The sequence below is a fragment of the Lactobacillus sp. ESL0791 genome (assembly GCF_029433255.1).
Taxonomy (GTDB): Bacteria; Bacillota; Bacilli; order Lactobacillales; family Lactobacillaceae; genus Lactobacillus.
On the sequence record NZ_JAQTHU010000001.1, the window covers coordinates 637,160 to 660,746 of the forward strand.

At 38.8% G+C, this 23,587-nt stretch carries 20 protein-coding genes and 1 pseudogene; 19 read left to right on the forward strand and 2 right to left on the reverse strand.

All coding sequences use genetic code 11. From position 1 onward, the window contains the following. Window positions 1–311: 311 nt before the first annotated feature. From PT285_RS03140 to PT285_RS03190, 11 genes are all read left to right on the forward strand, one after another. The gene (locus PT285_RS03140) at window positions 312–2,144 is read left to right on the forward strand and encodes an RNA-directed DNA polymerase (RefSeq protein ID WP_277147753.1); all 1,833 of its coding nucleotides are present in this window, start codon (window positions 312–314) and stop codon (window positions 2,142–2,144) included. Between the two features lie 130 nt (window positions 2,145–2,274). Continuing rightward, entirely contained in the window at window positions 2,275–4,845 is a 2,571-nt protein-coding gene (mutS, locus tag PT285_RS03145; RefSeq protein ID WP_277150590.1) for a DNA mismatch repair protein MutS, read from the forward strand. A 2-nt stretch (window positions 4,846–4,847) separates the two neighbouring features. Then, window positions 4,848–6,719: a DNA mismatch repair endonuclease MutL gene (gene mutL / locus PT285_RS03150; RefSeq protein ID WP_277147754.1), complete on the forward strand. Its 1,872-nt coding sequence runs from the start codon at window positions 4,848–4,850 to the stop codon at window positions 6,717–6,719. A gap of 2 nt (window positions 6,720–6,721) precedes the next feature. Continuing rightward, window positions 6,722–7,306: a Holliday junction branch migration protein RuvA gene (gene ruvA, locus PT285_RS03155; RefSeq protein WP_277147755.1), complete on the forward strand. Its 585-nt coding sequence runs from the start codon at window positions 6,722–6,724 to the stop codon at window positions 7,304–7,306. 27 nt (window positions 7,307–7,333) lie between these two features. Continuing rightward, the gene (gene ruvB / locus PT285_RS03160; RefSeq protein WP_374211461.1) at window positions 7,334–8,359 is read left to right on the forward strand and encodes a Holliday junction branch migration DNA helicase RuvB; all 1,026 of its coding nucleotides are present in this window, start codon (window positions 7,334–7,336) and stop codon (window positions 8,357–8,359) included. Window positions 8,360–8,431: 72 nt separating this feature from the next. Beyond that, the gene (yajC, locus tag PT285_RS03165) at window positions 8,432–8,893 is read left to right on the forward strand and encodes a preprotein translocase subunit YajC (RefSeq protein WP_277147757.1); all 462 of its coding nucleotides are present in this window, start codon (window positions 8,432–8,434) and stop codon (window positions 8,891–8,893) included. A gap of 264 nt (window positions 8,894–9,157) precedes the next feature. Beyond that, window positions 9,158–10,111 (forward strand): ATP-binding cassette domain-containing protein, encoded by a 954-nt coding sequence (locus PT285_RS03170; protein WP_277147758.1) that lies wholly within the window; start codon window positions 9,158–9,160, stop codon window positions 10,109–10,111. Next, window positions 10,101–10,871, forward strand: coding sequence for an ABC-2 family transporter protein (locus PT285_RS03175; protein ID WP_277147759.1), 771 nt, complete (start codon window positions 10,101–10,103; stop codon window positions 10,869–10,871). The genes PT285_RS03170 and PT285_RS03175 overlap by 11 nt, the downstream gene beginning before the upstream one ends. A 3-nt stretch (window positions 10,872–10,874) precedes the next feature. Next, window positions 10,875–11,651 (forward strand): ABC transporter permease, encoded by a 777-nt coding sequence (locus tag PT285_RS03180; RefSeq protein WP_277147761.1) that lies wholly within the window; start codon window positions 10,875–10,877, stop codon window positions 11,649–11,651. A 129-nt stretch (window positions 11,652–11,780) separates the two neighbouring features. Further along, window positions 11,781–12,809: an SLAP domain-containing protein gene (locus PT285_RS03185; protein WP_277147763.1), complete on the forward strand. Its 1,029-nt coding sequence runs from the start codon at window positions 11,781–11,783 to the stop codon at window positions 12,807–12,809. A 201-nt stretch (window positions 12,810–13,010) separates the two neighbouring features. Then, window positions 13,011–14,066: an SLAP domain-containing protein gene (locus PT285_RS03190; RefSeq protein ID WP_277147765.1), complete on the forward strand. Its 1,056-nt coding sequence runs from the start codon at window positions 13,011–13,013 to the stop codon at window positions 14,064–14,066. Window positions 14,067–14,665: 599 nt separating this feature from the next. Here the strand turns inward: PT285_RS03190 and PT285_RS03195 are convergent. Continuing rightward, window positions 14,666–15,049 carry a hypothetical protein gene (locus tag PT285_RS03195; protein ID WP_277147767.1) on the reverse strand — a complete coding sequence of 128 codons (384 nt, stop codon included), beginning with the start codon at window positions 15,047–15,049 and terminating at the stop codon, window positions 14,666–14,668. Window positions 15,050–15,326: 277 nt separating this feature from the next. On the opposite strand from PT285_RS03195, the gene PT285_RS03200 reads away from it, so the two are divergent. The 4 genes and pseudogenes from PT285_RS03200 to PT285_RS03215 form a co-directional block, all read left to right on the forward strand. Continuing rightward, a complete protein-coding gene (locus PT285_RS03200) occupies window positions 15,327–16,250 on the forward strand; it encodes an SLAP domain-containing protein (protein ID WP_277147769.1) in 924 nt (307 codons plus the stop codon). A gap of 109 nt (window positions 16,251–16,359) precedes the next feature. Beyond that, the gene (locus PT285_RS03205) at window positions 16,360–17,322 is read left to right on the forward strand and encodes an SLAP domain-containing protein (RefSeq protein ID WP_277147771.1); all 963 of its coding nucleotides are present in this window, start codon (window positions 16,360–16,362) and stop codon (window positions 17,320–17,322) included. 211 nt (window positions 17,323–17,533) lie between these two features. After that, a complete protein-coding gene (locus PT285_RS03210; protein ID WP_277147773.1) occupies window positions 17,534–17,821 on the forward strand; it encodes a damage-inducible protein J in 288 nt (95 codons plus the stop codon). Between the two features lie 38 nt (window positions 17,822–17,859). Beyond that, a pseudogene (locus PT285_RS03215) lies at window positions 17,860–18,129 on the forward strand (type II toxin-antitoxin system YafQ family toxin); the annotation flags it as partial. A 142-nt stretch (window positions 18,130–18,271) separates the two neighbouring features. Here PT285_RS03215 and PT285_RS03220 read toward each other — a convergent pair. Then, the gene (locus PT285_RS03220; protein WP_277147775.1) at window positions 18,272–19,873 is read right to left on the reverse strand and encodes an ABC transporter ATP-binding protein; all 1,602 of its coding nucleotides are present in this window, start codon (window positions 19,871–19,873) and stop codon (window positions 18,272–18,274) included. A gap of 422 nt (window positions 19,874–20,295) precedes the next feature. Here PT285_RS03220 and PT285_RS03225 point away from each other — a divergent pair, with 422 nt between their 5' ends. The 4 genes from PT285_RS03225 (at window position 20,296) to dinB (ending at window position 23,555) form a co-directional block, all read left to right on the forward strand. Further along, the gene (locus PT285_RS03225; protein WP_277147777.1) at window positions 20,296–20,586 is read left to right on the forward strand and encodes a type II toxin-antitoxin system Phd/YefM family antitoxin; all 291 of its coding nucleotides are present in this window, start codon (window positions 20,296–20,298) and stop codon (window positions 20,584–20,586) included. Then, complete coding sequence (locus PT285_RS03230) at window positions 20,579–20,842, forward strand: Txe/YoeB family addiction module toxin (RefSeq protein ID WP_277147779.1); 264 nt, start codon at window positions 20,579–20,581, stop codon at window positions 20,840–20,842. Before PT285_RS03225 ends, PT285_RS03230 begins: the two co-directional genes overlap by 8 nt. Before the next feature lie 135 nt (window positions 20,843–20,977). Then, complete coding sequence (gene zwf, locus PT285_RS03235) at window positions 20,978–22,429, forward strand: glucose-6-phosphate dehydrogenase (RefSeq protein ID WP_277147781.1); 1,452 nt, start codon at window positions 20,978–20,980, stop codon at window positions 22,427–22,429. Beyond that, window positions 22,422–23,555, forward strand: coding sequence for a DNA polymerase IV (gene dinB, locus PT285_RS03240; protein ID WP_277147783.1), 1,134 nt, complete (start codon window positions 22,422–22,424; stop codon window positions 23,553–23,555). Before zwf ends, dinB begins: the two co-directional genes overlap by 8 nt. Window positions 23,556–23,587 lie beyond the last annotated feature (32 nt).

Consider the following 23,587-nt stretch of genomic DNA (forward strand, 5'->3'; position numbering starts at 1 on the left):
TCAAGTATTATTTTAAAAAATTGCTTGGCAAAGTTAATGAAAATAAATAGATAGTTTTATTCAATGTAGGTAATAGAGAATTGTAGTAGGTGACAAAAGTAAGTTAGTTATAATTTATTTTGAAAGCAAGGTTCAGCTAAAATAGAAAAGTATATTTGAATCGTGCGGTACAATTTCTATAAGAAATGAGATGTAGCACGGTGAACTAAAAGGCGTATATAAAATTATGAAGTGCTACCTGTTCTATTTCAGTGCTTTGATTTATAATATAACCATTATTTGAAAATTTTAGTAATTGTGGGTGAAATATATTGGTTAAAAGAACTAAAGAAGAAATCCTGTATGATAAAATATTTACCCCAAAATTTTTGGTAAAATTTGGGTATTATGACGTTAAGTCAAAAAAAGATAAAAACAATGAAAAACGTATATACGAAAGTAATTATGTGAAATCTGATGTAATTTTACCTGATATTTTTAATATGGATGAAGTTTCACTATTATTAGATGAAAAATTTAAACGTAGATTTTTTGAAAATGTTCCCAAAAGTACATGGACTGAGCCAATTTCGTTTACAATACCCAAAACTGTTTTTTCAAGGCGAGAATATAAAATGATTAATATATTTAGCTATATAGAATTAGTGTACTTCGTTTGTGAAAACAAATCTAAATTTATTGATAAATTTTTAGAGGATACCCATTCAACGTCTAAATATTTTGGTGAATTGTTTTTTAGTTTTTCAAAGACAGACCAAATAAAAGAAATGCAACTAAATGATGGAGATAAGAGACTACATTCTGATTTGTCCAATTTTTACCCTTCTCTGTATACCCATACTATACCATGGATTATTTCAGGGAGAGATGAATCAAAAAAAGATACAAGTAAGGGCTTTTCTAATAATCTAGATAGACTAATAAGAAATTCACAATATGGTGAAACACATGGTATTCCAACCGGCAACCTTATTAGCACAATAATTGCCGAATTGTATATGTGCTATTTTGATGATGAATTAGATTCTACTTTATCTAATTCATCTAAATATAAAGGTGAAATTAAATATAACAGATACGTAGATGATATTCTTTATTCTTATTTTGACGATAACCAAAAAAATGAATTTTTAAATGCTTTTAGATATAATTGTAGCAAGTATGATTTGATAATTAATGATAAAAAAACATATATTGAAGAGTTCCCATTTTCACATGATTTGGATAAAACAAATATTTTTAACTATTTAAATAAATTTAAAGATACAGAAAAATTTTACAAAAAAATAAAATTAATTTCTGATTTTATAGATATGTGTGAAAAGGAAGAAAATCATGGTAATAAGGGAGCTATAAAATGCTTATTTTCTGTTCTTAGTAATGTTTTAGTTAAAACGTATAAAAGTAATTCAAAAGATATTAATAAAGTTTTTACTTATTTTGATGACATAACGAATTTTAATGTATATATAAAGCTTATGAAAATATCAATGCAATATTCTACCATGTCAAATAAATTCGTTTTTTTAACTAAAGAAATGATAAATTTAGGTGTAAATAGAGATGAGCTAAAACACATAGTAAGTAAATTTTTTTTGAAAAACAGTAAGGATTATAGAGAAAAACTTGAAGTTTTTTTCAATAATTCATATAATCAGGAAATTTATCAAATTATGCTATATTTTGTTATTTTTGATGTTGATACTAGAGAATACTTAAGTGAAAAGGATTTGTTAAATTTCATGAATGAAAAACTTGATGATTATACGTTGTGTCTTGCTTTGATTTTATACATAAAATCAAATTATCGCTTAGAAAAAATGTTAAAGGTTATTAATGATATGTTTTTAAGTGTTACAAAGCATTATGATATAAATAAAACTGATTTTATGGCTCAAAAATTATGGTTATTCAAATATTTCTTTTATGATTTAGTAAAAAACGATGTGATTTCAGAACAATTAATAGGCAATGTGTTAAAACCAAACTTAGATTATAAATATGGATATATAACTGTACTGAATTATAAATATGTATTACATCTTGGAAAAAAGGGAAATGTAAATAGATTTTTTTTAGAATGCTTGAATAAAAACATTCATTTTGTATCTTTTGGTATTAATAATAAATTTAGTTACTTATAAATTTTAACAAAGTCAAAGAAGGGATCGTTTAAGCTGCGGTCTTTTTTCTTTTGCCTCGTGCTTTAGCGTATAATAGGTAAGGTAATAAAAAGAAAAAGAGGAATAAATGGCTAACACAGATACCACTCCGATGATGGAGCAATATTATGAAATCAAAAAGCAGTATCCCGATGCTTTTCTTTTTTATCGTGTCGGTGATTTTTACGAGTTATTCGAAGATGATGCGGTTAAGGGTGCGCAAATTCTGGAATTGACATTGACTCACCGCTCTAATAAAACTAAAAATCCGATTCCAATGGCAGGAGTTCCCCACGCCGCGGTGGAAACCTATGTTAATACGCTGGTGGAAAAGGGTTATAAGGTAGCTTTATGCGAGCAGCTGGAAGATCCTAAAAAGGCCCAAGGCATGGTTAAGCGCGGCATTATTCAGTTAGTCACGCCGGGAACAATGATGAGCGACAAGCCGAGTGCAGGCAAGGAAACTAATTATTTAACTTCGGTGGTAACAACGAAAAGCGGTTTTGGTCTAGCTTACAGCGATCTTTCGACTGGAGAAATTTATGCGACCCACTTGAAAAAATTTGCCGCCGTTTCAAATGAACTGCTTTCTTTGCGGACACGGGAAGTTGTTTATAATGGTCCCTTGACGGAAAAAGACAAAGAATTCATGCGGAATGCGAATATTACGGTGTCGAAACCGGCAAAATTGGAAGGAAAACACGCCGAAATTTCCTATGTCGAGCAGTGGTTGACTAACATGGCGGAAAAAGCGGCCGTTCAGCAGCTAGTCGGCTACTTGCTGACAACCCAAAAACGCAGCTTAGCCCACCTGCAGGTGGCTAAAAGCTACGAAATCAGCCAGTATTTGCAGATGTCACACACAGTCCAGAATAATCTTGAGTTAATTTCTTCTGCCAAAACCGGCAAGAAGATGGGCTCGCTTTTTTGGGTATTGGATAAAACACATACGGCAATGGGTGGCAGACTCTTAAAACAATGGCTTGCCCGGCCTTTGTTGTCCCCAGAAAAAATTACTGATCGTCAGGAAATGGTCCAAGCACTGCTCGACGGCTATTTCACACGGGAAAACATCATTGATGCCTTGAAAGGTGTCTATGATCTAGAACGTTTGACTGGCCGTGTCGCCTTTGGCAGTGTCAATGCGCGTGAATTGCTGCAGTTAGCACATTCACTTGAAGCTGTGCCCGTAATTTTGGATGCCTTAAATCAGGCAAAGAATTCAACTTTACAAAATTTTGCTAGTCAAATTGACCCGTTAAAGGGTGTGGCTCAGGTGATTACAACAACTATTGTGAAGGATCCACCGATTTTGACAACCGAAGGCGGATTAATCAAGCAGGGTGTTGACCAGCAGCTTGACCGCTACCATGACGCAATGAACAACGGCAAGCAGTGGCTGGCCCAGATGGAAACAGACGAGCGGCGGAAGACGGGGATTGAAAACCTGAAGGTTGGCTACAACAAGGTTTTCGGTTATTACCTGCAGGTAACTAATTCTAACAAGGGCAAGGTGCCGCTTGACCGCTACACGCGTAAGCAGACGCTGACCAATGCCGAACGCTACATTACGCCAGAATTAAAGGAGCATGAAAATCTGATTTTGGAAGCCCAAACGAAATCGACCGATCTTGAATATGATTTATTTGTGAAACTGCGTGAAGAAGTTAAAAAATATATTCCTGCTTTGCAGAAACTGGCAAACCAGTTAGCCGCCCTTGATGTTTATTGCAGTTTAGCAGAGGTTGCCGAGCAGAATAATTATTGTCGGCCCAGTTTTCATAGTGACAAGCAGGATGTCAAGGTCATTGCCGGCCGGCATCCCGTTGTTGAGCAGGTAATGAAGGCGGGCGCGTACATCCCGAATGATCTGCGGCTTGATTCCGCGACTGACATTTATTTAATTACGGGCCCCAACATGTCTGGTAAAAGCACTTATATGAGGCAAATGGCGCTGATTGTGGTGATGGCCCAGATTGGTTCCTTTGTTCCAGCAGACAGTGCGTCCCTGCCGATTTTTGATCAAATTTTTACGCGAATTGGTGCTGCCGATGATTTAATTTCCGGACAGAGTACCTTTATGGTAGAAATGAATGAGGCAAACGAGGCCTTGCAGTACGCAACCAAGCGCAGTTTGATCCTGTTTGACGAGATTGGCCGCGGCACCGCTACTTATGACGGAATGGCACTTGCCGGTGCGATTGTTAAATACCTGCATGATGAAGTCGGCGCCAAGGTGCTGTTTGCTACCCACTATCACGAACTGACCGATCTTGATCAAAGTCTGGACCGGTTGAAAAATATTCATGTCGGTGCCACAGAAGAAAACGGCAAGCTGATTTTTCTGCATAAAATTTTACCGGGTCCGGCCGACCAAAGCTACGGGATTCACGTAGCCCAACTTGCCGGCTTGCCTAATAAGGTTTTGCGCGAGGCAACAAAGTTGTTAAAAAGGCTTGAAGCTCAAGGCAGCAGCATTGGTCCGGCAAGTCAGCAGCTGAATTTATTTGTCGGTGAAAACAAGACCGAAGCTGAAGAAGAAGCAGCTGCAGAACCGGAAGTGTCATCTGCTGAAAAGGATATTATTGACGAAATTTCTAACCTTTACCTGGCCGATAAAACGCCGCTGCAGGTGATGCAGCTGGTGGAAAATTGGCAGGAAGATTTGAAGGGTGAAGATTAGCCATGGCACAAATTCATGAATTATCGGAAAATCTGAGCAACCAAATTGCAGCCGGGGAAGTAATCGAGCGCCCTGCCAGCGTTGTCAAGGAATTGGTGGAAAATGCCCTTGATGCCGGCGCTACGAGAATCAGGGTTGAATTTATTGATGCCGGCTTAAAGCAGATTATTGTTCAGGATAATGGCTCGGGTATTGCAGCCGACCAAATTGATTTGGCTTTTACTAGGCACGCTACCAGTAAGATTAATAATGAACACGATTTGTTTAACGTTGCTACTTTAGGTTTTCGCGGTGAAGCCCTTGCTTCAATTGCTGCCGTTAGCCACGTTGAGATTTTAACCAGCACAAAGGGCCAGACCGGCACACGTGCCGCTTTTAGTGCCGGTGTGAAAAAAGATCAGGGAGATGCTGCGGCACGCAAAGGAACCCAAATAACGGTTAATGACCTGTTTTATAACACTCCGGCACGCTTAAAATACTTGCGCAGCGCCCGGACGGAATCAATGCAGTTAATCGACATTGTTGACCGAATTGCATTGGGGTATCCCGACGTCGCCTTTACCCTAGTTAATTCCGGCAAGATTTTATTGCACACGGCGGGCAATGGCGATCTGCAGCAGACAGCGGCCCAGGTTTATGGCCGTCGGATTGCGCAGCAGATGTTTCCGTTCAAAAATCAGGATAATGATTTTAAAATCAGCGGTCTCCTGTCTAAACCCGAATTGACGCGGTCAACGCGCAATTTTGTTTCGCTATTGCTTAACGGGCGTTACATTAAAAACTTTAATTTAACCTCAGCGTTAATGGAAGGTTACGGCTCACAGCTTGCTAATAAGCATTATCCGGTAGCCATAATTGCGATTCATGTCGATCCCTTGCTAGTGGATGTTAATGTGCATCCGACTAAACGAGAGGTGCGCCTGTCCAAGGAAAAGGAATTGGGCCGGTTGCTCACGTCCACTGTGAGCAGCGCGCTTGCTGCTAATAGCGGACAGATAGATGCGGTTGCCAATGTGCAGCTGGGGCAAACCGATACACTGGTTGACCAGCTCAAGTTTAACTTGAACAAAGATGTCGTTGATACCAAAAGAATGAACGACGAGGTGCATGAAGACCAGGCCATTGTTACCGTACCCCAAGAAAATAATTATGTTGATTTGAATAAGCCGCGCCAGGATGATCGCTACCTGTTGACCGCTACCTGGGATGACAATGTGGCAAAGCAAAGCCAACTGACGCCTTTTACAAATGATCAAAGCGATTTGACAGTTATTTCGGCAGGCGATGAAAGCCTAGCAAATAATCTGCCGGAACTTACTTATGTCGGGCAAACCGGGAACCTTTTGTTAGCGGAAAATCATGGCGATCTGTTTTTGCTTGATCAGGTTGCCGCTAGGCGCCGGGTTGCTTTTAACAAAATTAAGCAGGTTTTTACTGGTAAAAAAATCACCCAGCAGGGCTTGCTGACACCGCTTGTGTTAGAATTCAATAATCTGGATTTTATTCAGATTAAGGATCAACTGCCCGAAATCGAAAAAATTGGGCTTTTTCTAGCGGATTTTGGGGATCATACCTTTATTTTGCGCTCATATCCGACCTGGCTCAGCGGGGATATTGAGCAAGCGGTACGGGAGATTCTTGACAGCTTTTTAAATGTGGATCAGGCTAGCACAGCTAGCTTATTTAACCGGATCGCCAGTCAGCAGGCAAAACGCGAGGTCAGTGGGCGCAGTAAATTGTCCACGGCCGAAGCGACAGGCTTGCTGCAAGCATTGCGCAAAACGTCTGATCCATACCACGATGGCGAGGGTAACTTGGTCGTTGTGCGCATTGGTCAGTCAGACTTACGCAGAATGTTTAAAAAGGATAAATAATAATGTACGAATATTTTGAAGGAACAATCACGAAAGTGGCGCCGAGTTATCTTGTGGTTGATGTCGGCGGGGTTGGCTATAAGGTGTATAGCCCAGCTCCCTTGTCATACCAAGAAGGGCAGACCGCGCGCGTTTACATTGAACAAATTGTGCGCGACACCGGAATTACACTCTACGGTTTTGCCAGTCAGGATGACAAGGAGCTGTTTTTAAAATTGCTCAGTGTCAGCGGTATTGGACCAAAATCGGCCTTGGCAATCATGGCTGCGGAAGACAGCAATTCGCTGGCTGGAGCAATTGAACGGGGTGAGGTTACCTACCTGACTCGCTTTCCCGGTGTCGGTAAAAAAACCGCATCGCAGATTGTCCTTGACCTAAAAGGAAAACTAGGCGACTTTGTCCAGAAGGTTGACCGCCAAGATAAGGAAGAAATTACGCCGGCGCTTAATGATGCCCTTCTGGCCTTGCTTGCTCTGGGTTACACGCAAAAAGAAGTTAACCGGATCACGCCTAAACTGGAAAAGCAAGATGCGCAAACGGCTGAACAATATATTAAGAAAGGCCTAGCACTTCTGCTTAAGAAGTAGTTTGTGTTAAAAAATTAATTTAAGGAAGTGAGACTGGTGGCAGATGAAGAAAAGGGTGTAACCTCTGGTGAAGTTATCGGCCCACAAGAAGAACAGGAAGAATTTTCTTTGCGGCCAAAAACGCTGGCCCAGTATTTGGGTCAGGAGCAGGTTAAACGCGAAATGGCGGTCTACATTAAGGCGGCGAAAAAACGGGATGAATCACTGGATCATGTTTTATTATACGGACCACCGGGTTTAGGAAAAACTACCCTGGCTTTTGTTGTCGCCAACGAGCTAGGCGTCAATTTAAAAAGCACAAGCGGCCCGGCAATTGAAAAGGCCGGGGACTTAGTAGCCCTGTTGACCGATCTTGATCCGGGGGACGTGCTTTTTATTGACGAGATTCACCGCTTGGCTAAGCCGATTGAAGAAGTCCTTTATTCGGCAATGGAAGATTACTACGTCGATATTGTGATTGGCGAGGGGCAAACAACACATGCTGTCCATGTGCCGCTGCCGCCCTTTACCTTGATTGGGGCTACCACCTTGGCTGGGCAGCTGTCCGCACCCTTGCGTGACCGCTTCGGCATTGTCGAACACCTGCAATATTATAGTGTTGAAGAACTAGAAAAAATTGTTCAGCGGTCCAGTAACGTTTTTAATGTGCAGATTGCCCCGGAAGCTGCCCACGAACTGGCGCGCAGGTCCCGGGGAACCCCACGGGTGGCTAATCGTTTGCTGCGGCGGGTGCGTGATTTTGCCGAAGTAAAGGGCGAGCAGGTGATTTCGTTAGCAACGACCGCACATGCGCTTACCCAGCTGCAGGTCGATGATGAAGGACTTGACCAAACTGACCGGAAAATTTTGCGGACAATGATTCAAAGTTACGGAGGCGGCCCGGTGGGCGTGCGGACGCTGGCAGCTAATGTGGGTGAAGATGTTGAAACGCTGGAGGCGCTGTATGAACCTTATCTACTGCAACACGGTTTCATCTTGATGACGCCGCGAGGCCGAATTGCAACGGAAAAGGCATATTTACAATTGAATATTCCACTTCCTAGCGAAGAATAGTGTCAAAGTACAATATTTTTTGTATAATTAAGGTATTGATATTTTATTAAAAGAGTTTGTTGAGGTGTAATAGTGAATACTTTATTTTTAGCTGCTAACAATAATGGCAGCAGCATGTGGATGATTATTTTATTTGTTGGTTTGATGGTTCTGATGTACTTTACGATGATGAAACCGCAAAAAAAGCAGCAGCAGCAGCGGATGGAAATGATGAATAAGCTGCAAAAGGGTGATACGGTTGTCTTGATTGACGGGTTACATGCCAAAATTGATTCGGTCAACACCAAAGACAAGACGATTGTTGTTGACGCAGACGGGATTTATTTAACCTTTAGCCGGATGGCCGTTCAGAAGATTGTTTCCGAGCCAGCTGCAGAAGAACCAGCACCAACCGCTAAGGAAGAGAATGCCAAGGCAGCAGAAAAGCCGGAAGAAAAAACTGACGCAGCTGCAGAAGAGCCAGCAAAAGCGGAGGAAGAAAAACCTGCCGATGAGCCGGAACATTCAAAAGATGAAACACCGTCAAAGGAATAGTTTTATATAGTTGATGGGTAAAAGTACCGTGCGGTGCTTTTTTATTTTGCACAAATTGATATTTATTTTTCCCCGCATCTCCGATATAATTAAGCTAATTATTTTAAGAAAAGAGTGTTAATTATGGCAAATACTAAGCAAGAACAAAGAAGAGAAAATATTTTAAAATTAGCAGAGAATTTGCTGCTGCTGTAAAAGAAAATTCTCTTTTTTAGCAGCATAAATTAAAATTCTCTGCTGTCAATGAACGGAGAATATTTATAGATGCTAATTGAGACAAAAAATCTCGCAAAAGTTTATCAAAAAACAATTTCGACGAAATTATTTCATAAAAAAAGCCAAGCTTTTTCCGCAGTGAAGAATGTATCCTTAACAATCAAACCTGGTGAACACATTGGTTTGGTGGGCCTGAATGGCTCAGGCAAGTCAACATTGATTAAAATGATCCTGGGTATTTTGAAACCAAGTACTGGCAACGTCTTGACTTTTGGGCGTGAACCCATTAGCAACCGGCAGAAGAATGCAATGAAGATTGGCATTGTCTTTGGGCAGAGAAGCCAGCTGCGCTGGGATTTACCCGCACTCGATACCTTCAAGCTCAACAAGGAAATTTATGGTGTTTCCGATAATGACTTTAGTAAGCGGCTGGCGCATTTGTCGCGCCTGCTAGATGCCGATGAATTTCTGCAGCAGCCGGTGCGCACACTTAGTTTAGGTCAGCGGATGAAGGCGGAATTTATTGCCGCGTTGATTCATGATCCGGAATTAATTATTTTGGATGAACCAACAATTGGTCTTGATGTGGTCACTAAGAAAAGTATTTGTGCTTTTTTGAAGACACTGACGAATAAAACAATAATTTTTACATCGCACGATTTAACCGAAGTTGAGGAGGTCTCCTCCCGCATTATTATTTTGCATCATGGACAGTTGCTGCTTGATAAAAGTATTGGTGAAATTTTAAGGCTTGATGTGCCGACGGCAATTACGTTTGCCAGCAGCGCAAGTTTAGAAGAGCTGCAGAATGCTTTTACAAATATTCGGCAGCTTGAAAATGGTGATTACCAAATTGCTGATCTAGCTAAACGTGATGTCAAAGACACACTGGAACTGATTACCAGTAATTTTGAAGTTGACCGGATTGAGGTTAAAAGCGCTAAGCTAGAATATTTGCTCGCATGCGCAGCTAAAGAAACAGGTGATTGCGATGCAGGCTAAACTTACTTTGGTTAAGATCGGAATCAAGAAGGGCTTTTCGTCTAAGTACGCCCTTGTTTTCTATCTTTTTTCGGCTTTAATTTCGGTTATCGTCCAATACTTTTTATGGCAGGCAGTTCTTGTCGGTCGGCCCGTTTCCGAGTTTAGGCAAACGGTCAGTTATCTGGTCTTGATGCAGCTTTTGACAATACTGTTTCCGAAAACAAGTTATGATATCAACGATGAGGTCAGAACGGGTGACATTTCAGTCAGCCTGCTCAAACCAATTTCGCTCTTTGATAAATATTTGTTTGAGGGGATTGGTTATTCACTTGCTAAACTTGTAATAGTCGGTCTACCCGAAATTTTAATTTACTTCTGCTTGCTTGACTTCAAGTTTTCAGTAACTGCTTTTTTAATGGTGACGATCGCGGCAATTTTTGCCTACCTGCTTTATTTTGAATTGGAACTGGTTATTGGCAGTTTTTCATTTTATACCTATAGTATCTGGGGCATTGCAACCTTTAAGTCGGCAATTTTGCTGATTCTGTCGGGGAACGACTTTCCGGCCAATTTTTATCCGGCGTTGATTAAGCAAATTGCTGGCGTGCTGCCTTTTCAGTATACTTTTGGCAGTGTAGGTTTGCTTGCACAAAATCCAAGCGGGCATTATTTCCTCCAAGTTATTTGCTGGCAGATATTTTATCTGTTTGTACTCTACCTTATTTACAATTTATTGTTTAAGCGGTCGCTTGACCGGCTTGTAATTCAAGGAGGTTAGAGCATGAGATATTTTAGATTGGCTTATGTTTATTTAAAAACAAATCTGAAGTCGTTAGCAATCTATGATGTTGATTTTTACTTTGCGATTATCGGGATGATGGTACAGAATGTGCTCAATATTGTTGCCCTGCGGTTTTTATTCAATCTGGTGCCGACGATTAAGGGCTTTACGTTCACGCAGTTGCTTTTGACTTACGCACTTGCTACCTTGTCATTTGCAATTTTCCGCTGCTTTTTCATCAATACCCTGAACATTTCTGACCATATTCATGAAGGTTCGCTTGACCAGATTCTGGTAAAACCGGTTAATCCACTTTTTCAGTTGATTAATGAACGAGTTGATGAAGACGCGTGGGGTGACTTATTAGTTGCATTGATTTTACTAATTGTTGTGGATCACTACCTGAAAAATCCTTGGTACATCACGCTGATGTTTATTTTTATTTCACTGTTTACTTCGTTAATCTTCCTGAGTCTGGCCCTGCTAGGCAACATGGTCTCGCTGCTGTCAAACGGACTTGCGGATTTAGCTTCAAGTGTCTTTGACTTTTTTGAGTTAAGTAAGTACCCACTGGCAATTTATTCAGGGATATTAAAAGTGTTTTTGACTTTTGTGCTGCCGCTTGGCTGGGTGGCGGCAATTCCCCAAGAAAAAATTGCGGTTCATCATGAATGGCTGTGGTTGGTTCTTATCCCGTTGGTTTGTGTTTTATTCTTTATATTGGTCTACCAAGTTTGGCGTTTGTTTTTGAATAATTATCAAAGCACAGGAAGCTAAATAAGTAGAACTTGGTGCACGCACAGTGTTAATTTTTCTGATTATAAAAGAAATAGGCTGTTCCCTATTGGAATAGCCTATTTTTGTAGTATTATGATTATAGAAGAAATTACTTTTGAGGTGAATGTCATGAAAAAAAGTAGAATAAGTATCATGTTGATAGCGGCTTTACTAGTCATTGCACCGGTAATTAATATTAGTCAGGTGCAGGCGGAAACTACTACGCAAACGCCAAAGACTGGTCAGGGCACATTAATTTTAAGTCATGATGCAAATGTTTATGATAAAAATGGTAATCGTTTAACTACTTATGCAGGCGGCAGCGCCGAATTGAAAGCGGGGACATCGGTCAAGCATGTTAAACGGATTAAAGCAATCAAGAATCCGTACAATAAGCGTTATTCCTTCCATGATAGCCAATGGAAATGGTATTACCTGCCTTTTACAATTTTTAATGGTAAAAAATACTATGCGATCGCTGATGGCGGCTACATTAGGGCAAGCAAGGTGCAGCAAATTGATGGGCACTATCTTTATACCAACCGGGTTAAATATCAGGTAGGTTCTGAATTTCGCGGCGGTATTCAGGTCTTTGACAGTAAAGAAAAAAATAGGAAAAGGGTACTCAAGCCGGGACAGCGGGTGATTTTGGATCGGTCTGCTAATGACGTGGATCTTTATGGTCATAGTATTGATGGTGACGATGATGGGCTGAATTACCGCCTCAAGGGCACCAATCAATTTATTGACCTTGATGCCAATCCGGGCAAGCAGCTTTTGCTGCCAATGAGTAATTATATGGATGTTTACTTGCTGAACGATGCATACCTTTACACCGATAAGGGTGAAAAAGTTATCCATCATGTTGATCCTTCTAAAGAAATCGATTTGGGCAATGAAGACAAAGCAAATGCCCAATCATCTTTTGCTCGCAAACTGGTGAAGGGCGATTTGCAGCCAGTTGCTAATGCACTTTACATTTGGGTGCCTGAAGACCAAAAGGCTGAACTATTCTATGAATTGCAAAATAAGAGTATTTACGCGGAAGATGCATCTGAACTATTTGTTAAGGCTGCAGATGTTAAGTATGCTTATGGACCGAAGGTAAAGCCAAGTAATACGGCAAAGGATGCCGAGGCTAATAAGCAAGAACAATAAAAATTGAAAAAAATTAATGCTGGTGAAAATATTATTTTTCACCGGTATTTTTTTGCGTTGATTAATAAGCTGCACTTTTTCTACTTTTTATTTGGAACGAAATGTTAAAGTTTTAAACTGCCTGTTAAGCAAGAGTAAATTTTATGTTACTGTATAGCTTATAGGATAAAAAAATCCTAACTATAAACTATGAGGTGCAAAATGAAAAAGAATAAAAAAATAATTACAATGTTGTCAGCTGTACTGCTACTGACTGCGCCAACAACAGCAGCTGCCACTGGTAACCAGGCTCACGCAGCGCAAACTGACCAACAAGCAAATGAAAAACAGGGCAAACTGACTTTGAATCACAATACCCGTATTTACAACAAGAAAGGGCAAAAGCTGTGGAGTTACCGTGGCGGCAGCTCGCTACTGAAAAAGAACACGGCAGTTACTTATGCAAGTACTGTGCAGCCAATTTCTGATCCGAGCACCAAGCGGTTTTCATACCATGACGATAACTGGGATTGGTATTACTTACCATATAAGATGATTAAGGGACAGGAATATTACAGTATTGGTCATGGGGGCTATGTAAAAGCGGCTAATGTTGAACAAATTAATGGCTGTTATCTTTATGCTAGCTATCTAAAACTTCCAAGACTTCCGAAGGAATACTCTGAAGTACAGATTTTAGATAAAGATGGCAAAACAACTGGTAGAAAAGTTACTTTAGGCCGCCCATTAACTTTAGACAGAAGTACTGACAATGGAGGATTAAATGGTAGATATGCTGATGATGACGGTGATACCTCATATTTTAGAATTAAGGGGACAGATAATTTTGTCGGGCTAGATACTGCAGACGTTGTTCAGGGCCGGCAATTATTGCTGCCTTATAGCAATTATATGAATGTTGTATTCACCAATGCAGTAGATTTATATACAAGCAAGGGTGAAAAAGTGGTCCGTACGACTAATACTGGCAATCAAGGGATAATTCTTGGTAATCAGTCACAAACAAAAGTAGATGCTCCGACTACGGCCCAGATTGGTAAAGGTCGAATTGAAATAGTCTCTAAGGAAATTTATCTTTGGGTGCCAGAAGAGCATAAAGCTGAACTGTTTTATCAACTTCAAGCTGATGATTTGTCTCATGAATTTAAAACAGATTTGTTTGTTAAAGCAACTGAAGCTAAATACGCATATGGACCACAGCTAATGCCAAGTAATACGGCGGAAGATGTGCAAGCTCCTACTGTACCAAATAAATAGTCATAATTAATGTTAAAACCAGTTGCTGTTGTAGGTAGCTGGTTTTTAGTTTAAATATAGATATAGCAAATATTGATTTTAAATTTATTCTTGCTATACTTAAAATATGAAAAAATAAAAATTTAAGAGTTATACTCGACTTGATAGACATAATGAATTTAAGGAATTTTATCAAGCTTTGAATAAAAGTGTCTGGGAAAAAACTAGATACGAAAAGGAACGTTAGTTTTTAATATTAACGTTCCTTTTTGGATATAAATAATTAATCGGATTATGCTGCAAAAAACTTATCTAAGTTAAAAATAATTCCAGCAATATTCGATTTTTATAGATGTGTTTAAAGCATATCTATAAAAATTAGAGTTTTTTCCCAGACACTTTCTAATCCAAGTTAAGTGTATGAATAACTTATTTAATGTTTTAAACCGGAATGATTCTGGCAGCATTCGATTTTTATGGATGCGTTTAAAGCATATCTATAAAAATTAGAGTTTTTTCCCCAGACACTTTAATATAGTGAGCTCAGCATAGCAATAATTAGTCAAGATGCTTGAGGTTCCAACCTTAGATCACGATATTTTAGCCTCTCTTGCTGTAAATTATTTATAGAATTCATGAAGTTTTTCAGAATAATGTACTGGAAGCTTATGGTTAAAGTAGTAAGCCTTAATCTTGTCTTTCTTATTATTAAAGATTAAGGCCCGATAAGTCTTGCCTTTGTAAGTAAGATGAGTAAGAGACAGGTATTGTTTGTAAGTTGGGGTCTTGGTACCTGGATAGATCAAATATTTATTGGAATTGTATTTCTTCACGGTTACCTCATGCGGATAAGGCTTGGTACCAGTACTATAGAAAGCTTCAGTTGTTTTAGTATATTTTTGAATAGAATAGGTCTTGCCATAATCGAGTTGGTACCACTTGCCCCAGAATTTTTTAGGAATCGTGTGACTAACTTTGACCGGGAGCTTGATCGGATTTACCAAGTTTCTGCTTAAAAAGTGTTCAATTTAATATTGCAATTCTCGATAATTTTTTACACAAATTAAAATCAAAACCTAGAATAATCAAAATCATTTATTTCATAGCACCAACAGATAGAAAATAGACTTTGATTGAGTTAAGTTATCTGCTGTTAAAGATAATTGATTTTTAATTTTAATGAAATTCTAAAGCTTTGAATTTGAATATTAATTAATACTACTTTTGTACTAAACTCTATCTTATAGAACGAAAAGTGTAATCATGCTTTTGAGGTAAAAAATGAAAAAGAATAAAAAATTAATTACGATGCTGTCAGCAGCAATGATAATGACTGCTCCGGCAGCGATAGTTGCTAACAGTAATCAAACTTACGCTGCGCAAAGCACTGACCAGCGAACAAATGAAAAACAAGGGACGTTGACCTTGAATCATAGTACCCGCGTTTATAATAAAAATGGACAAAAATTGCGGAGTTACAATGGCGGCAGTTCACTACTGAAAAAAGGTGCGGCAATTGCTTATTCTGGCAAGGTGCAATCAATTACCGATCCAAGCAGTAAGCGATATTCTTATCATGATGATGAATGGAATTGGTTCTATCTTCCATATAATACGATCAAAGGTCAAGAATACTACAGTATTGGTCATGGAGGTTATGTTAAGGCTGTAAATGTAAACAGTATTAATGGAAACTTTCTTTATGTAGATAATGCTGCTGGCGTAACAAAAGAATTTGGTAAGCAAAAAATTTCTCTTTATGATTCTCATGGGAAAAAATTAGATAAATATTTGGGATCTAATCAAAAGATAATTATTGATAGAATTGCCACTGCAGACAGTTTTGATTCAATGATTGATAACTTAAATGGTACAGCTACTTTTTATCGAATAAAAGATACTAATGAATTTGTTAATACGTATGCTATTAAAACAAATTTAAGGCAAAAACTACAAGTATTTAGTGATTATACACAAGTTTATTTTGTAAATGATGCAAAAGCATATACTAAATTAGGTAAAACAACAAATACCACCTTTAAGAAGGGCGATATTTGTTCAATATCAAACGTTGCTACAAGTATGAGTGACCCTGATGACAACAAGACAGAAACATTCTATCGAATATCTGATAGCACTAATTTATTCATTAAAGCAAACGATGTTAAATATATTAGTGGTCCTAAGCTTAATTCTTTAAACTAAGGAAACCTTGCTTTAAGCAAAAGAACTAGGAATTAGTTCCAAAAATTATATTTGCATTTAATAATTTTCTAGTTTAAGGAGTTATTAAAATTTTACTCTGAGGTAAAAGATGAAAAAGAATAAAAAATTAATTACGATGCTGTCAGCAGCAATGATAATGACTGCTCCGGCAGCGATAGTTGCTAACAGTAATCAAACTTACGCTGCGCAAAGCACTGACCAGCGAACAAATGAAAAACAAGGGACGTTGACTTTGAATCATAGTACCCGCGTTTATAATAAAAATGGACAAAAATTGCGGAGTTACAATGGCGGTAGTTCGCTACTGAAAAAAGGTGCAGCAATTGCCTATTCTGGCAAGGTGCAATCACTTACCGATCCAAGCAGTAAACGGTATTCTTATCACGATGATGAATGGAATTGGTTTTATCTTCCATATAAGACTATTAAAGGCAAGGAATACTACAGTATTGGTCATGGTGGCTATATTAAGGCAGTAAATGTTAAAAAAATCAATGGCCAATTTGTTTATATTAATGAGATTAATGGCTCAACAGTAGAATCAGGTGGACACTCCAAAATAGCTCTCTATGACAGCCATGGTAGACAACTTGATAAGTACCTAAAACCTGGTAAAAAATTAATTTTCGACAGAACAGCCAATATTGATGATTTTGATGCGATGAACGATGTATACAATGGTATACCGAATTTTTACAGAATAAAAAACACTGATGAATTTATAAGTACACATTACACTAAAGTCAATTTAAGACAAGAATTACATTGGTTTAGTGATTATACGCAAGTTGGCTTTATAAATGATGCTAAAACATATGATAGATCAGGTAAAATAACAAAGACAATTTTTAAAAAGGGCGATATTTGTACAGTATCACGTGCTGTAAGCACGATAGATCCGGATACTAATACGACCGTAACTTTTTATCAAGTATCTAATGATACAAATTTGTTTATTAAAGCATCCGATGTTAAATATATTGATGGACCTAAATTGGATCTAAGTAATACGGCAGAAGATGTCCAAGTTCCTACTGTACCAAATAAATAGTCATAATTAATGTTAAGGCCAGCTACTGTTGCAAGTAGCTGGTTTTTAGTAGTTATTTGATCAAGCATGTCTTAGTGTGATAAAATTTTTTGATTTGGCAAAAATATATGTCGAAATTGTTTAAACAAGCTTAAATTATAAAAACTTATAATAATTATGACTGCAAAAAGGTGGCATAATGAAGTCAATTAAGTGAAAGAAAGTGATGATTATGGCAATTAGTACAACTACGGTGCGCATGAATGCCAATCTTAAAGATGAATTGACTAAAGAACTAAATAATATTGGGTTAAGTGTCAACGCCTATTTTAATTTAGCTGCAAAACAGTTGGTACTTCAGAAAAAAGTTCCTTTTGAAGTTCTTACAGAAACAGAGGAACCTTCTGAGAAAACTAAAAAGGCCCTGATTTTAGCTGAAGCAAAAGAATTAGGGTTAATATCTGATGATACGCCTGAATTTAATAATGTCGATGAATTAATGAAATTTTTGAACAAATGACTTACAAATTGAAACCAGAGCCGTAGTTTAAAAAGGATTATCAAAAACTTAAAAAGACTCATCCAGAACTGATTGTGGATTTACGTCAGGCACTTGAACAATTAACAATATTTGGCATGGTAAATATGTCTTATCAACCGCATTTGCTCAACCATCTTAAAGAAAAATACAGTGGCTTTTATGAATTTCATTTGGCAGATGGCAAAGTTGATGTACTTGTCATTTATATGCCGCATAAAACTGAACCCGCGATTAGATTGATTAGAATTGGTAGCCACAATGATTTATTTCATGAAACTACTAAATAAAAATTCAATTATCTTAAGCCAGTTACTTAATTAGTGAGTAACTGGTTTTTATATTCTGTATAATTTTTCTAAAAAAAGCCCCAACCAGTTGATTAGTTTGGTTAACCAACTGCTGGGGTTTAGTAATAAATAGAAAGATTATCTATATTTGCAAAATACCATCTAATTTTGAACGAGTAGAGTCAGATAAATGATGGGTGATCATCAAAACAGTCAGCGAAGGATTGCTAACTAAGTTTTTTTCAATTTTCCGTGCCTTTTTCTTATCTAAAGCCGAAGTTCCTTCATCCATAATGATAATATTTGCGCCACTAATCATCCCTCTGGCCATTGCGATCCGCTGCTTTTGTCCACCCGACAAATTATTGCCGCTTTTGCTGATAACTGTGTCAATGCCATTAGGCAGAGCAGCAATAAATTCGCTGAGCCCAGCCTGTTCAATAACCTGTGTCAGCCGTTTGTCAGAGAAAAATCTTCCTAGCAAAATATTTTCTTTAATTGTGCCGTTAAAAATAAAGGGATTTTGGCTGATTATTACCATCAGGTTTCTGAGTGCTTCAGGCGCGATTTTTTGCAAATCAATGCCGTCAAATAAAATTTGGCCGCGATATGAAGTGATGCTTCCCGTGAGTAGCTTACTTAAAGTGGTTTTCCCTGAACCAGATGGGCCAATAATAGCATATTTTTTATTCTTTTCAATCGTAAAATTAATGTCCTTCAGAATGTCACTACCTTCTAGATAGTGAAAAGACAGATTTTTAATTTGGATGTCATGCTTAAACGAAGAAACAACTATTTTATTATTATGGGCGTCTTTGACTTTGATGGTATTGAACTTTTTAAACAGTGGATTGATGGCTTTGTAGTCAATATAACTGATTGTGATGCCAGTTATTCCGGCAAAGACGCTTCCTGCACAAGTCTGGGTCGCCATAATTGAACCCACGGGCACGAGTTTTGCCAAATATAAAATTCCGGTCAAACCTATGATTGCAATCTGACAAAAAGTGCTGTAAGCGTTAATAGTCGCTGTCATACACCCATCAACTTGATTGTATTTATTGGCGTAAAGTTCAATATCTTTGGAACCTTGATGAATTTTTTTAACAATGCGTTTTTCCAAATTCAATAGGAGCAAGTCATCAAAACCGTTGATGGCATCTGTAAAAAGATTCATGCTTCTTTCCAGTGCCTTGCTTTGTGCCAATGATTTTTGCTCAATGGCTTTATTGAAAAGTTTGGGGAGAATTGTCATGATTACTGTCAAAATTAGTGTCAGGATAACCAGTGAATAGTGATAATACATCAGGCCAGAGATGGCGAAAATAAAACCAGAGACACCGGAAATAATATCAAGCAGATTTTGGAAGCCTTGCTGATTAATTATTTGAATGTCATTAGTAAGCCAAGATTCAAAATCAGCGGGATTTTTTCGGTGAAAGTCACTGTAAGACAGTTGGGAAATGTTGCTTGCAATGTCCGTTCTGATCATTGTGTCCATTCTCTGCATGGCTTTTTTGCCGAAATATAATTCAGCGAAAATTCCTAGGCAAAAGATTAATAATAGGATGATTTGAATAAGCAACCATTTGCCAAAGCCGGGAAGATTATGACTGACCAGTTTTGTAATGGCGTTTGCCGACGCAAAACCTGCAAGGACTTCGGATAAGCTGCGTAAAATTACGCAGACCGCAGCAAATAAGTTACCTTGCCAATTTTGCAAAAGGTATTTTTTAATTGTCAATGTTTTGTACCTCACTAAATTAATTACTGATCGAATAACCAATAAAAAATTTTAGAAGGTAGGTGTCATTATTAGGAAGTACATAAAAGGGGCCTCATATTCAATATTTTGTCGCTTAAAATACGACAAAAAATATGCGCTTATTTATTTTGTGAGTGCTGATAGATATTAAATTAAGATAATTTTTACAAAGATCTTTCTGTAAGCAAACATTTGCGACTCCCACTATGATTTTTAAAGTTATGAAAAAACTTAATTGTTAAAATTTGATCAGCTAAAGTATATGCTTGCAAATTATATTTTGTCAACTTGCTTTCTCAACAAAAATTATTTACTAATGTTGTTGTAATAATAGATTTTAAAATCTAAAGTGTATATTTATTTGTGTACACATGATAAAATGTAAAATGAGGTGAATTAACATGACAAATTCGATCAAGGCAGTCACAACAAGAGAATTACGGCAAAACTTTAAAAAATATGCTGATGAAGTCGCTGATTTTGGCGAAACAGTGATCGTGACCCGTCCAGAAAATAAAAATGTCGTCGTTATTTCTGAAGAAGAATATAATTCTTGGCAAGAAACGGATTATTTCCTTAAATCAAAGGCTAATCGCAAGGCATTAAAAGAATCAATTGCACAGCTTGATCGTGATGATTCCAATAATCATATTTTAACGCCGGAAGAGTTTGCGAGTTTGGCAAATGACTAAACTTGGGGTATTGTTTTCTGCAAATGCTTGGCAGGAATATCTTGAATGGAAAAGGGAAAATAAGCTGCTCAGTAAAAGAATTGATAAACTAATTCTTGATACGGTGCGGCATCCCTTTTCTGGTTTAGGAAATCTGGAACCGCTGAAACATGACCTAAGTGGATTTTGGTCGCGAAAAATTAATGCAGAACACAGGATGGTCTATGGTGTAACTAGCAAACAAATTGAAATTATCCAACTTAAATATCACTATTAAAAGTAAATCATTGGTCACAGGCTTAAAAATGCTTGCGATCATTTTTTTGCTCTTTCATGCACCCGGCTACTGTTTATTGCCAAAATATTATAAAATAAAAGTAATGGGTAGCGAATTTTAGAAAGGCAATTCCTTATGAAAAATATTCCGGTAGTAATGATTATCTTTGGCGGCAGCGGCGACTTGGCGCACCGCAAGCTTTATCCTGCATTATTCAATCTTTATGAACAAGGGCTGATTCATGACGATTTTGCGGTGATTGCCACAGCCAGAAGGCCATGGTCGCATGATTATCTGCGCGAGCAGATCAGTGATGCCATCCATGAAACGCACGCTGAAGTAAACGAAAATGATGTGCATGATTTTGCTAGTCATTTTTACTATCAATCACACGATGTCACTAACGTTGAACATTACCAAACGCTGAAAAAATTGGCTCAGGATCTTAATGACCGTTATAGCGCTGAAGGTAATCGCATTTTCTACATGGCGATGGCCCCACGTTTTTTTGGCACAATTGCCACGCATATTAATGACCAGCATCTGACTAGTACCGGCTTTAACCGGATTGTTGTTGAAAAACCGTTTGGACACGATTTAGCCTCGGCCGAGAAGCTGAACAAACAGATCAATGCCTCATTTAAGGAAGATGATGTTTTTCGGATTGACCATTACTTAGGCAAAGAAATGGTGCAGAACATTTTGCCGCTGCGCTTTACCAATCCATTGATTAAAAACATCTGGAATACTGCGACCATCAAGAATATTCAGGTAACCTTGTCGGAGCAGCTGGGAGTTGAAGCCCGGGGCGGCTACTACGAAACTTCGGGTGCGTTGCGCGACATGGTGCAAAATCATATCTTTCAGATTATTACCCTGCTAGCGATGCCCCAGCCCCAAAATTTAGAGGCTGCTAGCATTCATGCTGCCAAGCAGGAATTATTAGATAGCCTGCTTATTCCGACTAAAGAGGAAGTAATGCAGCATTTTGTGCGCGGTCAGTATCTAGGAACGGATAACACGTTTGGTTACCGGCAAGAAGCTAATGTTGCGGATAATTCGCTTACTGAAACCTATGTTGCTGGTGAAATCAAGTTTGCCAAAGGTCCTGTTGCTGGAGTGCCGCTTTATTTCCGCACGGGCAAGGAAATGAAGGAAAAGAAAAGTCGGATTGATGTGGTGTTGAAGCACCAATCCAATCCATACGGCAGTGTTCATTCCAACAATTTAACGATTGAAATTGACCCGCAGATGTGCATTTATTTGACGATTAATGGCAAAAAAATCACTGAGCCGGGAATCCGGCGAGAAAAACTTGCTTATTCATTTTCTAAAGAAGAATTGGCCCAGGTGCCTGATGGCTATGAGCGTTTGCTGCGGGATGTTTTTGTCAACGACTCCACTAACTTTACCCACTGGAGCGAACTAAAACGTTACTGGCAGTTTATTGATGCTGTTGAAAATGTTTGGGCCGAAGATAACCAGTCCGCCCAGCCGCAGATGAGTGAATACCTGCCATACCGCATGGGACCAAAAGCCGCTAATCATATTTTTGAGTCGGCCACTGAGCACTGGATTTATGAATGAAAAAGAAGGCGACCTGCTGCCGCGCAATGATACGCACAGGCGGATTATTCACCTTGACATGGATGCGTTTTATGCATCAGTTGAAACCCGCGATAATCCGCGTTTAGCCAAAAAAGCACTGATTGTTGGACGTGATCCCCGCGAAACTAACGGTCACGGGGTGGTGACTACGGCTAATTATGTGGCCCGCAAATACGGGGTGCATTCGGCAATGCCGACGATGAAGGCCCTGCGGCTGATCCCGCGTGACCAAATTGTTTTTGTCACACCCAACTTTCCCAAATACCGGGCTGTTTCCGCTGAAATTCACCAGCTGATGCACGAAATAACTGATCAGGTGCAGTCAATTTCGCTGGATGAAGCATACCTTGATGTCACAGAAAATAAGCTGGGGATAAAGTCGGCACTGCAGCTGGCAGTTCGGCTACAAACGAAAATTCGCCAAGAAATTGGGCTAAACAGTTCTTTTGGCGTCACCTATAATAAATTTTTGGCAAAAATGGGCTCCGAATATTCCAAACCTTTTGGCCGAACCATTATTTTACCCAGCGAGGCCAAAGGATTTTTAGCTAAGCAGGAAATTGCCCAATTTCATGGCATTGGCCCGAAAACTCAGGAAAAACTGCATAAGATGGGCATTTATACCGGTGGCGACCTACAAAAAACTCCGGTGCGGACGCTGCTGAAGCAGTTTAATAAAATGGGTTATCTGATGGCGGAACACGCTAACGGAATTGACTTGTCGCGGGTTGTTGCCGATGATGAGCGCAACCGCAAGTCAATCGGCATTGAGCGGACGTATGAGCCCAGCATTTTTTCTGAACAGACGGCACTGACGAACATGCGCAATTATTGCGCGCGCCTTGAAGAGGAAATGCGTGAACGAGGTTTTTATGCCAATACTGTGGTGATTAAGGTGCGCAATTTAGATTTTGTAACGGTCACCAAAAGACGCAAACTGTCACAGGCGACTAATGATAAAAATGAGTTGTATGCTTCTGCCAAAGATTTATTTGTGACGATTTCAAGCGGCTATCTTAATGAGGGGATCAGGCTGCTGGGAGTGACCGTGACGGATTTCAGCCGGACGGATTATGCCCAAATTGATTTATTTTCGGGGAACTAAATGAGCGTTTTTTCTGGTACACTGAATATTAA

What these genes read in the sequence shown, in the direction of transcription:
- mutS (WP_277150590.1), top strand. Translation starts at nt 2,275, where the DNA reads ATGATGGAGCAATATTATGAAATCAAAAAGCAGTATCCCGATGCTTTT.
- mutL (WP_277147754.1), top strand. Translation starts at nt 4,848, where the DNA reads ATGGCACAAATTCATGAATTATCGGAAAATCTGAGCAACCAAATTGCA.
- ruvA (WP_277147755.1), top strand. Translation starts at nt 6,722, where the DNA reads ATGTACGAATATTTTGAAGGAACAATCACGAAAGTGGCGCCGAGTTAT.
- PT285_RS03170 (WP_277147758.1), top strand. Translation starts at nt 9,158, where the DNA reads ATGCTAATTGAGACAAAAAATCTCGCAAAAGTTTATCAAAAAACAATT.
- PT285_RS03175 (WP_277147759.1), top strand. Translation starts at nt 10,101, where the DNA reads ATGCAGGCTAAACTTACTTTGGTTAAGATCGGAATCAAGAAGGGCTTT.
- PT285_RS03180 (WP_277147761.1), top strand. Translation starts at nt 10,875, where the DNA reads ATGAGATATTTTAGATTGGCTTATGTTTATTTAAAAACAAATCTGAAG.
- PT285_RS03185 (WP_277147763.1), top strand. Translation starts at nt 11,781, where the DNA reads ATGAAAAAAAGTAGAATAAGTATCATGTTGATAGCGGCTTTACTAGTC.
- PT285_RS03190 (WP_277147765.1), top strand. Translation starts at nt 13,011, where the DNA reads ATGAAAAAGAATAAAAAAATAATTACAATGTTGTCAGCTGTACTGCTA.
- PT285_RS03200 (WP_277147769.1), top strand. Translation starts at nt 15,327, where the DNA reads ATGAAAAAGAATAAAAAATTAATTACGATGCTGTCAGCAGCAATGATA.
- PT285_RS03205 (WP_277147771.1), top strand. Translation starts at nt 16,360, where the DNA reads ATGAAAAAGAATAAAAAATTAATTACGATGCTGTCAGCAGCAATGATA.
- PT285_RS03210 (WP_277147773.1), top strand. Translation starts at nt 17,534, where the DNA reads ATGGCAATTAGTACAACTACGGTGCGCATGAATGCCAATCTTAAAGAT.
- PT285_RS03225 (WP_277147777.1), top strand. Translation starts at nt 20,296, where the DNA reads ATGACAAATTCGATCAAGGCAGTCACAACAAGAGAATTACGGCAAAAC.
- PT285_RS03230 (WP_277147779.1), top strand. Translation starts at nt 20,579, where the DNA reads ATGACTAAACTTGGGGTATTGTTTTCTGCAAATGCTTGGCAGGAATAT.
- zwf (WP_277147781.1), top strand. Translation starts at nt 20,978, where the DNA reads ATGAAAAATATTCCGGTAGTAATGATTATCTTTGGCGGCAGCGGCGAC.
- dinB (WP_277147783.1), top strand. Translation starts at nt 22,422, where the DNA reads ATGAATGAAAAAGAAGGCGACCTGCTGCCGCGCAATGATACGCACAGG.